General features: G+C 40.9%; 15 protein-coding genes. 5 read left to right on the top strand and 10 right to left on the bottom strand.

The genetic code is table 11. The features are described from left to right. Positions 1-7 precede the first annotated feature (7 nt). Positions 8-550, top strand: a complete 543-nt coding sequence (gene pyrR / locus ACP14Y_RS05695) for a bifunctional pyr operon transcriptional regulator/uracil phosphoribosyltransferase PyrR (protein ID WP_424961996.1) — start codon at positions 8-10, stop codon at positions 548-550. Beyond that, the gene (locus ACP14Y_RS05690; protein ID WP_424961995.1) at positions 547-1,470 is read left to right on the top strand and encodes an aspartate carbamoyltransferase catalytic subunit; all 924 of its coding nucleotides are present in this window, start codon (positions 547-549) and stop codon (positions 1,468-1,470) included. Before pyrR ends, ACP14Y_RS05690 begins: the two co-directional genes overlap by 4 nt. Here ACP14Y_RS05690 and purB read toward each other — a convergent pair whose 3' ends face one another. Next, positions 1,471-2,814, bottom strand: a complete 1,344-nt coding sequence (gene purB, locus ACP14Y_RS05685) for an adenylosuccinate lyase (RefSeq protein ID WP_424961994.1) — start codon at positions 2,812-2,814, stop codon at positions 1,471-1,473. It abuts the gene before it with no gap. Positions 2,815-3,005: 191 nt separating this feature from the next. Here purB and ACP14Y_RS05680 point away from each other — a divergent pair, with 191 nt between their 5' ends. After that, positions 3,006-4,079, top strand: coding sequence for a 2Fe-2S iron-sulfur cluster-binding protein (locus tag ACP14Y_RS05680; protein ID WP_424961993.1), 1,074 nt, complete (start codon positions 3,006-3,008; stop codon positions 4,077-4,079). On the opposite strand, the gene ACP14Y_RS05675 is transcribed toward ACP14Y_RS05680, so the two are convergent. Beyond that, on the bottom strand, positions 4,076-6,298 hold the full coding sequence (locus ACP14Y_RS05675) for a tetratricopeptide repeat-containing sensor histidine kinase (RefSeq protein ID WP_424961992.1): 2,223 nt from the start codon (positions 6,296-6,298) through the stop codon (positions 4,076-4,078). The genes ACP14Y_RS05680 and ACP14Y_RS05675 overlap by 4 nt on opposite strands. Positions 6,299-6,422: 124 nt before the next feature. Between ACP14Y_RS05675 and ACP14Y_RS05670 the strand changes: the two genes are divergently transcribed. After that, complete coding sequence (locus tag ACP14Y_RS05670; RefSeq protein ID WP_424961991.1) at positions 6,423-8,924, top strand: M14 family metallopeptidase; 2,502 nt, start codon at positions 6,423-6,425, stop codon at positions 8,922-8,924. A 46-nt stretch (positions 8,925-8,970) separates the two neighbouring features. Here ACP14Y_RS05670 and ACP14Y_RS05665 read toward each other — a convergent pair whose 3' ends face one another. From ACP14Y_RS05665 to ACP14Y_RS05645, 5 genes are read right to left on the bottom strand one after another with little or no spacing between them, the layout of a single operon-like run. After that, a complete protein-coding gene (locus ACP14Y_RS05665) occupies positions 8,971-9,138 on the bottom strand; it encodes an Arc family DNA binding domain-containing protein (RefSeq protein ID WP_424961990.1) in 168 nt (55 codons plus the stop codon). Continuing rightward, complete coding sequence (locus ACP14Y_RS05660) at positions 9,131-9,640, bottom strand: hypothetical protein (protein ID WP_424961989.1); 510 nt, start codon at positions 9,638-9,640, stop codon at positions 9,131-9,133. The genes ACP14Y_RS05665 and ACP14Y_RS05660 overlap by 8 nt, the downstream gene beginning before the upstream one ends. A 10-nt stretch (positions 9,641-9,650) precedes the next feature. Next, positions 9,651-9,803: a hypothetical protein gene (locus ACP14Y_RS05655; protein ID WP_424961987.1), complete on the bottom strand. Its 153-nt coding sequence runs from the start codon at positions 9,801-9,803 to the stop codon at positions 9,651-9,653. A 3-nt stretch (positions 9,804-9,806) separates the two neighbouring features. Continuing rightward, positions 9,807-10,664, bottom strand: a complete 858-nt coding sequence (locus ACP14Y_RS05650) for an SPFH domain-containing protein (RefSeq protein WP_424961986.1) — start codon at positions 10,662-10,664, stop codon at positions 9,807-9,809. Positions 10,665-10,675: 11 nt separating this feature from the next. Beyond that, entirely contained in the window at positions 10,676-11,602 is a 927-nt protein-coding gene (locus ACP14Y_RS05645) for an alpha/beta hydrolase family protein (RefSeq protein WP_424961985.1), read from the bottom strand. 84 nt (positions 11,603-11,686) lie between these two features. Between ACP14Y_RS05645 and ACP14Y_RS05640 the strand changes: the two genes are divergently transcribed. Continuing rightward, the gene (locus tag ACP14Y_RS05640; RefSeq protein ID WP_424961984.1) at positions 11,687-12,175 is read left to right on the top strand and encodes a hypothetical protein; all 489 of its coding nucleotides are present in this window, start codon (positions 11,687-11,689) and stop codon (positions 12,173-12,175) included. 46 nt (positions 12,176-12,221) lie between these two features. On the opposite strand, the gene ACP14Y_RS05635 is transcribed toward ACP14Y_RS05640, so the two are convergent. Genes ACP14Y_RS05635 through ACP14Y_RS05625 form a run of 3 tightly spaced genes read right to left on the bottom strand, consistent with a single transcriptional unit; the run spans position 12,222 to position 14,637 of the window. After that, complete coding sequence (locus ACP14Y_RS05635; protein WP_424961983.1) at positions 12,222-13,367, bottom strand: hypothetical protein; 1,146 nt, start codon at positions 13,365-13,367, stop codon at positions 12,222-12,224. A 12-nt stretch (positions 13,368-13,379) separates the two neighbouring features. Next, on the bottom strand, positions 13,380-14,069 hold the full coding sequence (locus tag ACP14Y_RS05630) for a hypothetical protein (protein ID WP_424961982.1): 690 nt from the start codon (positions 14,067-14,069) through the stop codon (positions 13,380-13,382). Continuing rightward, the gene (locus ACP14Y_RS05625; RefSeq protein ID WP_424961981.1) at positions 14,050-14,637 is read right to left on the bottom strand and encodes an RNA polymerase sigma factor; all 588 of its coding nucleotides are present in this window, start codon (positions 14,635-14,637) and stop codon (positions 14,050-14,052) included. The genes ACP14Y_RS05630 and ACP14Y_RS05625 overlap by 20 nt, the downstream gene beginning before the upstream one ends. Positions 14,638-15,157: the final 520 nt, after the last annotated feature.

The raw sequence follows: 15,157 nt of genomic DNA, 5'->3' as shown, positions 1-15,157 counted from the left end.
ATTACTCATGCAAAAGCGCCTGCTTTTCGATAGCCCACTACTGAAGGTCACAATCAGCCGGTTGTGCCAGCAACTCATTGAGGTTCATGAAGATTTTTCCCAGTCAGTGATTATTGGCATGCAGCCACGTGGAATCTATCTAGCTGAGCGAATAAAAACAGAGCTCGAAAAGCTGATCAAAAAGGATGTTCACCTTGGCTATCTTGATACAACATTTCATCGCGATGATTTCAGAAGGCGAGACGAGCCAATTACAGCCAGTCATACGAAAATACCTTTCTTAATAGAAAACAAAAATGTCATCCTGGTGGATGATGTCCTTTTCACAGGAAGGACCGTTCGTGCCGCTTTGGATGCAATGAACACGTTTGGCAGGCCTGCCAAAGTGGAATTGCTGGTATTGATCGATAGGCTGTATAGCAGAGACATACCAGTAGAGGCCAACTATGTGGGTAGAAAAGTGAATACCATCCAGTCGCAAAAGGTACTGGTAGAGCTGGATGCAAAACAAAAAGAAGATCACATTTGGTTAATTACGAAAGAAGAATGAGTCAATTAAAAACCAAACATCTCTTAGGTATTAAAAACCTCGATAGAGAGGATATGGAACTCATTTTTCAGACAGCTACCAATTTCAAAGAAGTTATTAACCGACCCATTAAGAAAGTACCATCGCTAAGAGATGTAACAGTTGCCAATGTTTTCTTCGAGAATTCCACCCGAACGAAGCTTTCTTTTGAGTTGGCTGAAAAAAGGCTCTCTGCTGATGTCATCAATTTCTCTGCCTCAGGCAGCTCGGTAAAAAAAGGCGAAACGTTGCTCGATACAGTAAATAATATCCTCGCTATGAAGGTGGATATGGTGGTGATGAGGCACTCCAGTCCGGGAGCTCCTCATTTTCTTGCTAAACACATCGAAGCAAATATCATTAATGCAGGAGATGGTACACATGAACATCCGACTCAAGCGCTACTGGATACATTTTCCATTCATGAAAGGTGTGGCGGAGTGGAAGGCAAGAAAGTGGTAATTGTTGGAGATATTCTGCACTCCAGGGTGGCGCTCTCAAACATATTTGCACTGCAAACATTGGGAGCTGAAGTAATGGTTTGTGGCCCTGCAACGTTGCTACCAAAGCACATCGGTGAACTTGGCGTAAGAGTAGAGACAAATATCCGAAAGGCATTGGAGTGGTGCGATATAGCAAACATCCTTCGAATCCAGCTGGAGCGACAGCAAATGAAATACTTCCCATCCTTAAGGGAGTATTCGAGATTCTTTGGGGTAAATAAGCAACTCCTTGACTCACTCAAAAAGGAAATTACCATCATGCACCCCGGCCCAATTAACCGTGGTGTGGAGATTACCAGCGATGTGGCCGACTCAGAACATTCTATTATTCTGCAGCAAGTAGAAAATGGTGTTGCTGTTCGGATGGCTGTGCTCTACCTTCTCGCAGGTGTGGCTTGATTACTTGCCTACGTAATTAAATGGTGTAATCGCTTTCAACTCCTTTTTAATTTCATCCGAAACATCCAATCCATCAACAAATACCCGAATGGAGGACTCAGTGATTGCTTTATTCGTTCTGGTAAGCGCCTTTAATGCTTCGTAAGGTTTGGGGTACCCTTCCCTTCTTAGAATGGTTTGAATCGCCTCAGCAACGACAGCCCAATTGTCCTCCAGATCTGATTTGATGGCAGGTTCGTTTGCATTGATTTTAGAAAGTCCCTTTTCCAGGGAAAGTAATCCAATATAGCTGTGTGCAATAGGAACACCGATATTTCTTAATACCGTAGAATCAGTCAGGTCACGTTGAAGTCTTGAAATCGGTAGTTTCGCACTGAGATGTTCATATAAAGCATTCGCGATACCAAAATTGCCTTCTGCATTTTCAAAATCAATCGGATTTACTTTGTGTGGCATGGCTGATGAACCAACTTCATTCTTCGCGATAGTTTGAGTAAAGTAATTCATCGAAATGTATTGCCACACGTCACGACTAAAGTCAATAAGGATGGTATTGATACGTTTCAAGCCGTCAAATAGCGCGGCGATGTGATCGTAGTGTTCTATTTGTGTGGTAGGATAGCTACGCTTAAGTCCCAGCTTCTCACTTACAAACTGATCTCCAAATGCGTGCCAATCATAGTCCGGGTATGCGACATTATGTGCGTTGAAATTCCCAGTGGCACCACCAAATTTAGCAGCATATGGAACTTGCTTGAGTAACTGTATCTGCTCTTTCAATCGGATCACAAAGACATTAATTTCTTTTCCGAGACGGGTAGGAGATGCTGGCTGACCGTGCGTTTTAGCCAGCATCGGGATGTCGCTCCATTGGTTTGATTTTGCTTCGAGCTCTGCAACTAAGGCTTCCAGTTTTGGAATGAAAACGTGCTCCAGCGCATCTTTCAATGAAAGGGGAATGGATGTGTTGTTGATATCCTGTGAGGTTAATCCGAAATGAATAAATTCCTTCAAATCAGAGAGACCTAGCTGATCGAATTTTTCTTTGATGAAATACTCAACTGCTTTCACATCATGATTGGTGGTCTTTTCGATCTCTTTAATCGCCTCGGCATCTTCCAGTGAAAATGATTCAAACACTTTGATGAGTTGATTATTTTTATTGGTATCGTAGTTTTTTAATTGAGGAATTCCGCTTTCACATAATGCGATGAAGTATAGTACTTCAACTTTGACTCGGTATTGAATGAGTGCTTTTTCGGAAAAGAAATCAGCAAGTTGAGAAACTTTGTTTCTATATCGGCCATCAATAGGCGATATGCCCTCTAGTGGATTAAAGTTCATGTGTTAAGTAGGTTTGCTTTCATCGGCACATGGAATTCGCATAATTAATGATTCTTTACAATTATGATTTTCATAATTATGCTCATTTCATGTATATATCTGCTAAAAAAACGAACACAAAAGTACCGCATCATGTTTACTTGCCTGACCTCTACAGGCGAATTATCTTTGCGGCCTTAAAAATTGACGAAATGGCATTTTCATTATTCAAGAAGAAAAAGAACAAGAAAGACGATAGATACCAGAATTTAACAATCAGGGAAGTAGTAAATGTAGCGCAGGATGCTGTGAACCTGGTTTTTGAAAAGCCAGAGTCTTTTAATTATGAGCCGGGGCAGTTCATTACGCTGATCAAGGAGGTGAGTGGAAAAAAAATCCGAAGGGCATATTCGCTATGTACCACACCATTTGAAGACGAATTCCCTGCGGTAACGGTAAAACGAGTGGAGGGTGGAGCCATGTCGAATGATTTAAATGATCACGCAAAAGTGGGTGATCAAATACAGATCATGGAGCCAATGGGAATGTTCACTACTGATTACAGCGAAACCAACCAGCGTCATGCTGTTTTTTTTGGAGGAGGAAGTGGGATTACACCTTTAATGTCTATTATCCGATCGATTCTCTTAAAAGAGCCTAACAGCAAAACCACTTTGGTATATGGAAATAGAAGAAAAGAGTTTGTCATATTCAAAGAATTGATCGCTGATCTGGAGAATAAATACCCGGATAGGTTTAAGATCATACATATCCTGGAAGAGGGGGAGGCAGATTATAATGGAAGACCGACTCCAGATATGATTGGAGAAATCTGTAAGAATGCAGCTGTTGATAAAGACACAGAATTCTACATATGTGGACCACAACCTATGATGGATGTAGTCGCAGATGGCCTAAGGAAAACCAATGTAGATCAAAGCAACATTCGAATGGAGAGTTTTGAAGCAGGTAAAACTTCTCCGGCTGAAATTATAGACAAGGAAGGATCCTCTGAGAGTGAAGTAACGATTTTACTTGATGGAGAAGAGTATTCCATTACAGTGAAAAAGAATGCTTCGGTGCTTGATACCGCACTTGATAATGATCTGGATATGCCATATTCGTGTCAAAGTGGACTTTGTACTGCGTGTAGAGGGAAATGTGTAGAAGGTAAGATCAGCATTGATGAGGCAGAAGGACTTTCTCAGGAGGAGTTGGATGAAGGGTATGTACTTACCTGTGTAGGCAAACCTTTGACAGATATTGTAAAGGTTGAGATCGGTTAAGCCTTTTCAAATTTCAGATTAAATGTGGTTCCTTCGCCAGGTGTACTCTGGCACCTGATTTCACCACCCATGGCTTTCACAAATTTATAGGCAATGGATAACCCCAGACCCGTTGATCTTTCTTGTTCAGTAGGTTTAGAACTCAGCGTGGTATACGCTTTAAAAAGGCTTTTTTGTTCTTCTTCAGAAATGCCTGGTCCCTGATCTCTCACTACAATTTCGTGATGATTATTTTCAGAAAGGAGAGAAACCTCTATCAGTTTTCCCCGGTCCGAGAATTTGATCGCATTGGAAAGCAAGTTATCAATTACTTGCACCAGGTAGTTAGGGTCTACATTCGCGAATCGTTCATCAGATTTATCAATGTTATCAATGATAGAAATCTGTTTTTGAGAAGCGATTACGTCAAAATTATGGATGGATGAATAAGTAAGGTCTGTAAGATTCGTTTTTTCCAGCTTCAAATTCACTTTCATATTCTCAATCGCACTGATATCCAATACACGATCAATCATATCCCGCATTCGCTCAGAAGACACCTCCAATAGCTCCACATATTTTTCGAGATTCTTGTCTTTACTTTTAGCAACCACATCCTGGAAAAGTGGCATTAACCCAATGATCATGTTTAGCGGATTCCTGAGATCATGAGCAACAATTCCCATGAGTTTGTTTTTTTCGTCATTGAGCCATCTTAGCTTTTTATTCCTTTTTTGAATGATGTAATATGATCGACCCAGCGTAGCAGCTAGTAGGAAAAACAGCAATAATGCCAGCATGATCAATCTGTTTTGATATGTTTTGGCTTGAATTTCATCAGCAAATTTTTTCTCTGACTCCATCCGTTCCTGTTCCATCTTGGCCACTTGCTTTCTAAATTCATATTCAGAGGCCAATTGAGTTGCTTTTTCTACGTTTTTAGCTTCGTAAAGGGAATCTACAAGCGTTTGATAAGCTTCCAGATACCTCATTGCTTCTGAGGTGTTGTTATATCTTTTATGAAACTTATATAGCTCATAGAGTGTCCCCTTGGTTTCATTTTTCATATTAGATGCCTTACTTATCGTCAAAGATTTCGCAAAGGCCTCTTTCGCCCTGGTCGAATTGCCCTTCGCGGAGTATAGCATACCAAGATCTTTGTAAACTGCGGTAAGTATGGCAGCATCTTCGCACATTTCTCCAGTCGAAAGGGCCTGATTCAAGACAATTTCTGCTGTGTCTAGTTTTTTAAGTGCGATATAAACCGTACCTAAACCTTCCAGTGGATAGCTTTCAAAGCAGGGATATGAGTCAGTTAAATCAATCTGAAGTGAACGCTTTAAGAAATCAATGGCACGAGCCGTATCGCCATTCTGAAGATGGATGTACGATAGGTTGTTAAGCAATGTGGCTTCATTTTCATCCATGTTGTTGATCCTTGCCTTTTCCAAAGCATCCCCGTAATATTCCATGGATTTTTGAGTGTTGTTCATTTCATCATAGATCACACCCATGTTGTTGCTGATAAGGATTTCATTATCGATATCGTCTGTTTGTATAGCTATCTCCCTCGCTTTAAGGTAGCTGTCAAGAGCTTCCGAGTACAATCCACTTTGATCATATATGATCCCAATAAGATTTAGTGATTGTCCGATTTTCTTTTTGTGACTTCCACTTTCATATGCATTTTTTGCTTTATGTGCCCACTCCAAAGCTTTTACATTCTGCCCCCTGATGTTGTACATATTGGCAAGTGAATAGGCTGAGTTGCCCAACTCTAAAAAATGTTCATATTCTTCCGCCAATGCAATGGATTGCTCATAGGCACTGGTCGCAGAGTCAGTTGTGCCATATACTTCATGCACGAGACCCTTTATGTATAAAGCATTTGCAGCACGTTCCGTAAAGTCGTTTTCAAGATACCTGTCTGCCCCTCTGTTTATCAGGGAAATTGCGGAATCCAGGTGGTGCTCTGCTAAAAAGAGTCCATAGACAGCTTCAGATCGGGCAATGTATTCGGGATAAGAAATTGTTTTTCCTAGTTCGTATGCTCTTCTTACCACATCTAAACTAGTACTGTCCTGGATCTCATAAGCAAGATCAACTAACAAACTGATTTTAGTTGTATCGTATTGAGCAGCTTCAATTTCAGCCTTTAAACTATCAATGACAGTTTGCTGGGCGGATAGCCCCGAAAAAATAAAACATAGAAAAACAGCCAGGTGCCTGTAGTGAATCATAATTTGTAAAGCCGGTCTTTCAAATATAAACTTTTGATCATCTGCAATGAAATGACCGTCCAACACTTTTCGATTGGAAGGGTCTGGGTATCAGTTTAAATTGGCGACAAAAAAAATAATTTTGATGATGAAGACGATTCTAAATATTCTACTTTTTGCACCAGCGCTTCTTGTTGCGCAGATTCAAAGCCCAAAAGATTTTCATGGTTATGAATTAGGCGAAAAGTTTACGCGCCATCATCAGGTTGTAGATTACTATACTCACTTATCTGAGAACTCAGGAAAAGTAGCACTTGCGCAATATGGAAAAACATATGAGGGTCGTCCATTAATATTGGCATTTGTTTCTTCTGAGCAAAATCTTGAGAATCTTGAAAACATCAGACTCGATAACCTGAGAAGAGCTGGCATTGAAGAAGGGTCACCTACCACCAATATTCCAATCATTTGGCTAAGCTACAATGTGCATGGAAACGAATCGTCATCAACGGAAGCTTCCATGGCAACTATTTACGAACTTATTCGGGAAGATTCAGGTAAAAGTGATTGGCTGGATAATGCAGTGATTGTGATTGACCCATGCATCAATCCGGACGGAAGAGATCGATATGTTAATTTTTTCTGGCAATATGCAAGTCAACCATATAATCCCGATCCAAATGCAATGGAACATAATGAACCATGGCCAGGTGGGAGACCTAATCACTATTTGTTTGATTTGAATAGAGACTGGGCCTGGCAAACTCAGATTGAGACGAAAAGCAGAATCAAGGTCTATAATCAATGGCTACCTCAGATTCATGTTGATTTTCATGAGCAGGGCATCAACTCGCCCTATTACTTCGCACCTGCTGCACAGCCTTATCATGAATTGATAACCGAGTTTCAGCGTGATTTCCAAACCGAGATTGGAAGAAATCATGCCAAATATTTTGACGAAAACAACTGGTTCTATTTTACCAAACAGTTTTTTGATCTACTTTATCCAAGCTATGGAGATACTTATCCCACCTATAATGGGGCAATAGGTATGACATACGAGCAGGCAGGTCACGGAAGGGCCGGACTTGGAATCATTAAGCAAGAAGGAGATACGCTAACGCTAACAGATCGAATTGCTCATCACTACACTACAGGTCTCTCCACTATTGAAATTGCCGTTAATCATTCGGATCGATTGTTAGACAACTTCGGAAAGTTCTTTGGAAATAATTCAAGTCTGCAGTACAAGGCATTTGTTCTGAAATATGATGGAAATGTGGATAAATTCAATGCATTGAAATCCTGGCTTGATGATCAGGGGATCGAATATGGAACAGCCTCTGGCAGAATGAAAGGATATAGCTATGAAAGTGGGAAAACGTCTGATTTTAGCATTTCTTCGAATGACCTGGTGATCAGCATGGATCAGCCGAAGGCATCACTTGCTCATATCTTGTTTGAGCCAAAGACTAAGCTTGTAGATTCTGTCACTTATGATATCACAGCCTGGGGTGTGCCTTATGCGTATGGTATCCAGGCTTATGCTTCTACTCAAACCATTGAGGTATCAAATGCATCATCAGCAGCAAGGGGTTCAATGAAGTCTCCTGACAAAGCCTATGCCTTCATAAGTAAGTGGAATAGCATGGATGATGCGCGGTTTTTGGCAGGTTTGCTTAAAGCCGATGTGAAAGTTCGTTTTACTGAAAAATCCATGAATTATAAAGGTGAATCTTTTAATCGTGGCAGTCTGGTTATAGCGAAACGCGACAACAAGCACCTATCGAATTTCGAGGAACAGGTAGTGAAGATGGCCAATGCTCATGAAAGATCTCTTGCGGTAATTCAGACGGGTTTCATGGATGCAGGTCCGGATATCGGTTCTTCTGATGTCAGATTTTTAGAAAAGCCAAAAATTGCTTTATTAGGTTATGAAGGCACCTCTTCGTTGGCCTTCGGTGCTACCTGGCACTTTATGGAGCAGGAATTGGAATATCCTGTGACGATATTGGGTACGGACTATTTTAATCGGGTCGATCTTTCTGAGTATGATGTGCTGATTATGCAGAGTGGCTGGTATAGCAGCTTCGGAGAGAAAGAAATGGAGAAAATGATGGATTGGGTTTCTGCGGGAGGAAAGTTGATTGCAATAGAAGGAGCGCTGAATAAACTAAAGGATTCTGACTATTCCTCACTATCCACGTATGTAGATGATGATACCAAAAATGAAGCGAAAAAAGAAAAGGAAGAACGTAAAGAGGCCGCTAGATTGGTGCCATACGAGGAGCAGGAGAGAGAATTTATCAAAGGGTTTGCTCCCGGAGCGATCTATAAGGTGAAATTGGATAATACGCACCCACTGGCTTTTGGATATGGAGATACCTATTACACCTTGAAAACAGGCTCAAACAAGGCGGCATATTTGGATGGAAATAACGTTGGAGTCATCACAGATAAGGATGATTTGATGAGTGGTTTTGCCGGGCAATATGCCAAAGAAGACATGGCGGAAACACTAGTGTTTGGTGTAGAGAATAAAGGCAGGGGACAGATTATTCACATTGTGGATAATCCGCTATTCCGATCTTTCTGGCAGAATGGTAAGCTGCTGATGGTGAATGCGATGTTTTTTGTGGGGCAGTAATATGCTCTATGATAAGTAGAAAGGATTTGATAAAAGCATGTACTTTCTACTTATCTCTTTCTCCTTTTTTCAACCTGCCGTTTTCTTTCAATGCCTTGTGAATGATCCATTCGATCTGCCCGTTGGTGGAGCGAAATTCATCTGCAGCCCACTTTTCCAGGGCCTTCATGGTATCTTCATTTAGTCTTAGCGCAAATGGTTTTTTCTTAGCCATCTATCCCCCAGTTTTCTTTCAATCGCCTCACTGCCTGTCTCATCGCATCTGGTTTTTGTGTGCCTATTAACAACTGCTTTCCATTGGATAAAATCAGCTGCAATCCCTGATTCCCTGCTACATTCATGGCTCGTCCCTTTCCCGGACGTATGCGATAACCCCAGCCCCCGTATTCCAAGATGGGTTCGTATTTTCGAACGTATGCCTCTTTTATGTCCGTTTGCGTTAGTCTTTTCTCACTATTTACAAAAGGTGGATATCTATAATAAATGGCTCCTTCATCAATGGTTACATAGAGTTTTGAATAAATGAAAAGCATAACTACACCGAAGCAAACCACCGCAGCGATAACTACGCCAATAATGCCCTCATTCGTTTCCTTATCAAGCCAAATTGGAATTGCAGCACCAAGCGTTGCTAGAGCACACACACCGATTACAAGATAGAATAACCAGGTTCCAATAAAACTCTGTTCTTCTTTAAATAAAATCTTTCCTTTCATCTTGTAAACGTTATTTGTCTCTTTCCAGCATGACAATCAGTGAGCCGTGATCAGAGGTAAAACTATTGATCTTCCACCCCTGACTTACAGTTTCTTGTAACCGTCTTTCAAAGCGTTCCACTTTTTCAAAAGCCTTTTGTTTTAAGAACTTGTAATTATTCATTTTCTAGTGATTTAGTGTTCCAGAGTTAACTACCGGAGCAACATCCTTGTCTGCACAAAGTACTACCATTAGGTTGCTGACCATCGCCGCTCTTTTTTCTTCATCCAGATCAATGACTTCTTTTTCATTGAGTTGATCCAGTGCCATTTCCACCATACTGACAGCTCCCTCTACGATTTTATGTCGAGCTGCAACAATGGCTGTTGCTTGCTGTCTTCTCAACATCGCGCTGGCAATTTCCTGTGCATAGGCCAGGTAGCCTATTCGTGCCTCCAATATCTCAATACCAGCAATAGCCAATCGCTCATCGAGTTCTTTTTCCAGGTCTTCATTCACCTGTTTAATGCCTGATCGAAGGGTTATCTCCGCTTGCTCATCGTCAAAATTATCGTATGGATAGGTTCCAGCGAGTTTTCTCACAGCAGCGTCGGTTTGTACACGTACGAAGTTTTCGTAATCATCCACTTCAAAAGCCGCGGCAAACGTGTCTTTCACTCGCCATACCAGGATCACCGAGATCATGATCGGGTTACCGATACTGTCATTTACTTTAATGCGCTCACTGTCAAAGTTTCTCGCCCGAAGGCTAATTCTTTTTTTAGCATAAAAAGGATTAACCCAGTAAAATCCGTTTTTACGAACTGTGCCAATGTATTTCCCGAAAAGGACAAGCACTCGAGATCCATTTGGATTGACATAGAAAAACCCAGGAATCATTAGGAGCCATGGTATCAATAGCAAAAGCCAAATGGGGCTTTGAGTGATACTAATTAATGTAATAAAGCTCCCCAGAATGGCGAAATTGATCAATAGGCCTAAGTAGCCAGAGGTGGGTGTTGTGGTTTTTTCTTGTGATTGCATAGTGGTAATAATTAAAGTTTTTTAATGAATGTGATCATACCTGTTATCAGACCATCGCTAAGTGGAAGCTCAGGATTATTGTAGGTAGCCATATTAGCTGCCGGATCCGCTGGTGCATCCTTCAGCACATGGTTCATTGCATCGATGATTAATAAATCTGCATTAGGGCATGCTTTCTTAAGACTATTAGCTTGACTTACCTCAATTTGAATGTCCGTAGTGCCATTAATGATCAGTATAGGAATATCAAGTTTCTTGATTTCCTCGGTTGGAGAGTAAGAGATGTAAGATTTTAAAAATGGCTGGATAGCAGGTCCAAATATTGATACCAGATAAGGATTGAATTTTTTAACGGTGTATCCTGCTTTCATTGAGTCAATATTAACACGGGCATCTTCTGCTAAAACAGGGGATTGAGCACCTAGCTGACGAACGATAGCTTCTCCGGCATCTTCAGCTAGCCCGGCGATGGAAATAAAGCCAACAACACGTTCATTGTCTTGGGCGGCTATCATTCCAACCAATGATCCCTGGCTATGGCCAGCAATAATGAGTTTCTTGTAACCTTCCTGGTTTAAGAAATTGAGCCAGTTTTTTGCATCCTCTACAAAATGCTCAAAGCGTAAGTTGGTTTGGTCTTCTACAGCACCTTTACTTGCAGCAATACCTCTTTTGTCCGTTCTTAAAACTGCATATCCTGCCTTTGAGAGCTCTTGAGCTACCATTTTCAGAGAATTGTTCATAAAACCTAGCGCATTGTTTCCATTGCGGTCGGTCGGTCCTGAGCCGGCAATAAGAAGAATTGCGGTATGTGTTTTGGCGTCAGGAATACTGAGTGTCCCGTTTAATTTTTCCATTTCCACCTCTTTCTCCATGAACTGCTGACCAGTGACAGAAAGAATGAAGAACAGGCAGGTGAGTGTAAATATTGTTTTCATGAAATGATATTAAAATGATATCATAGTAATATACGATGAAAATTTTAAAATGGTTATCACTTAATTATTTCATTCTTTTGCTTCATGAAGAATCAGAACTTCAATTGGAAGGATTACCATCATCAGATTTACCAGATTTATCATGGCATGATTGCCTTGACACTTGTACCATTTGCTTTACTTTTCCTTGAATGGGACTCTGGAAGTGCGCAGGTCGAGATTTCTTATAGCAGCACTTTTTTCATTTTAACCTCACAGTTGTTGTGGCCCATTGGGTTTGCTTGTTGGTATGTGTGGAAAGGGGAGGGAGTTCAAAGAAAAAAATCAGATGATATGGTTATGGAAGAAAAGTTGAAAGAGTTTAAAAAAATTAATCTCTACAAATACCTTTTGCTAGCATTTGCTGGGTGTCTTGCTGCTCTTGCCATGTGGTTACAGCCATCTTTCATTTTTGTCATTGCATATCTGGGGGTATTGGTGCAATATTCCTTCCTGAGACCGTCTGAAGATAAAATTGTGAGAGATATGCAGTTAACAAAGGATGATCGAAGGAAAATGCATGAGAGTGCATAAAAAAAGCACCACAATTGCGGTGCTTTCAGTTGATTCTTAATGTTTCTTACAATGTAATTCCAAAAGTAATGGCATTCAATGCTGCATTATTGCCTTCATCGTTCAGTGGACCTCTGCCTGCAGAGAACACCTCATTCAGGTCATAAGTCGCAAAAAGCTCCACACCTTTCCATCCAACTTGCGCTCTGAGTCCGTAGCGGAAGTTTTCCAGGAAAAAATTATCACGTTCCTTGTCTTTGTCCTTGCTACCATCTTCCTTGAACTTAAACTTGGTGTGGCTGCCAATTCTGTAGCCGGCATATCCACCAACGCCAAAGCGAAAACCTTTTCTTGAATATTTCTTTATTCTCAGTCCTCCGGATTCATAGCTGGTGATTTTTCTTCTACCTCGAGAAAAATCAAACATGGGAACAACAGTAGCATTTATATAAGATGCCGTGAGTTTACTTTTCTGCCCACTAATCTCCGGTGGCGTAGGATTAAACTCTATCCGCTCTGATCCTTCCTGTATAATGTAATCCGCGTCCTCTAACTTCCAGTTATACCAGCTGATACCAAGTCCCCACTCCAGAAAAACCGGCCCGGTGACCCAGGTTCTGTTCACGCTATTGAGAGCCACATACCAAGATCCAAATGGTTTTACTGAGTATGGTGCATTGTTCGCATCGGGAAATGAACCATCTTCCAGCCAGTTGTTAAGTCCAATATCTACGTTAAAATGATGCGTTGTTCTATCTGCTCGTTCAGCTTCATAGGTGACTTTTTTGCTGGTGTCCCAGTCATCTTCATCCCAATCATCCATTTCATCAGGATCCACATCTACTTCTACACCACCAAGTTTTATCCTTACCTCATCATCATTGATCTTCCAGTCTTTCATTTCCACTTCATCATCATCATTGACATAGGCTTTTCCCTCACTAATTTCCAGGTAGTCTACACTATCAGAAAGTTGAGCATTTAGATCTTTGATCATCTGATTGATGTCATAGTTTTCCAGTGTTGCTAAATCTTCCCTGCTTTTGGTCACAATAACGATTTTACTATTGTTGTTTAGTTCAATAATCACCGTATCCTGCTTTGGGTCTTTCATTCCATCGGAATCAAACGCCATAGTTGCCGGAATAAACAGCGAACACATCAGTAGTGCAAAGAATGATTTCATTTGAGTATTTATTTTTAGTCTTTTCATTGTCCTTCGTTTTTATAATGAGCTTCTGTCCTTTTTCTTAAACCCACCGTTCAGCAGGTTGTCTTTGGCGGTTTTAATGTCCGCCAACATATCTCCCGGGTCGATTTTGTCAGTGAATGCGATAAACTTTTTCAGCATTCCGGTCGAATCAGATTTTTGAACATTCTCTTTCGATGTTGCTCCTGATGACGCGATATAGGTAATTTTTACCGTTCTAAATTCTGCTTTTACTGGCTCTTCGATTATTTCTTCAATATTTTGAGGTTCCTCGATTCCTTCTATCGCAATCATTGTTTTGTTTTCAATCTCCATGATAGGTAGTTGCTCCTGTTCTTCTACCGTTGGGACCTCTTGTTTATTTATAGCGAATTGTGGCTGAGTTAGAGGTTTTCTCAATGATTTTTTGATTTGTTTCTTTTCCTCAGCCTCTTTAATCACCGGCATTACAAAGGTGGGTATATCCACCTGGCTTGGTGCGTTTACCTCTGAGGCGATGGGTGTTAATTGCTGCTCAGGAGTAGCTTCTGGCCAAACCATCCACGAAACAAGCAGCAGGGAAACGGATGCGGCCACCCAGTATATTACGGGTGTTTTACTGGGTCGAATTTGTTTTTCAACCTGTGACCATGCGTGGGAAGATGGTTTTACCTCCAGCTGGTCTAGTTTTTCCCTAAATAACCGATCAATGTTTTGTTGATCCATTGGTAATCTTATTTTCAAGTTCTTTTTCAATGTCTGCCAGCCTGGTTTGCAACCATTTCCTGGCTCTGCTCAGCTGAGACTTTGAAGTGTTTTCGCTGATGTTCAGCTGCTCCGCAATCTCTGCATGACTATATCCCTCTATCGCATAGAGGTTAAATACTGTCCTGTATCCAACAGGCAGTTCTCCAATCAGTTTCAAAAGGTCTTCCTGGCTGAGTGAATCTTCCATCACACTCAAATCCGGATGATCAGAAACTGTTTCAATATCCGATTCAAGAGACATATTCCTGTTTTTTCGGATATACATCAGGCAATCATTTACCACAATTCGTCTCACCCAGCCCTCAAAGCTTCCTTCACTTTTGAACTGATCCAGTTTTTCAAATACTTTTACTATGCCTCCAATCATTATATGTTCCGCTTCTTCTCTGTCTCGAATGTACCTGAGGCACACCCCTAACATTTTAGGGGCTAGTCGATCGTACAAACCACGCTGCGCTGAAGCCTTACCCTTCCGGCAGCCTTCCAGCAATTCTTCCTCGGTTAGTGACTTATTTATTCGCAGCATGGTTTTGACCTTCATGGGGTAGATGCAGCGATGCTGCCATTGGTTGCGTCAGAGTGAAATTATTTAAATAAAAAAAGTCGACAAATGCCGACTTCTTGAAAATCTATAATTTTTTTAACCTCTAATCATTATCATGATGTATGTGATGCCGATGAAATCGATTCTGTCTTTTGAGAAGAAATCTCCAAACACTCGTCCACATATCATCAAAGGCGTAATGGATAATGTTCTTGAAATTGAGCCAGTTGTCTCTTTTCTTTTTCATGGTTGACAGTGTAGCTGATTGATAACCAAATGTACATTTTTTAACGAAAAAAAAATATTTATGGTTACCGATATTAGGCTTCCTCAGAATTGTTAAATAAGAATCTTAGAATAATTCTAAACAGATATACGACCGTATATAAAAAAAGAGGGGTCAGAAGTAACCCTGAGCCCCTCTGTTAAGTATGAAGAGGAATACAAGAATAGAGTAGCACTAACCTGAATAATTGTAAAAAAGGCTGAAACCGTGCAACTG

The organism is Ekhidna sp. (assembly GCF_965247405.1).
Classification (GTDB): domain Bacteria; phylum Bacteroidota; class Bacteroidia; order Cytophagales; family Cyclobacteriaceae; genus Ekhidna.
The sequence above is the reverse complement of the archived record's forward strand: the minus strand, read 5'-3'. Positions and strand labels throughout refer to the sequence as shown.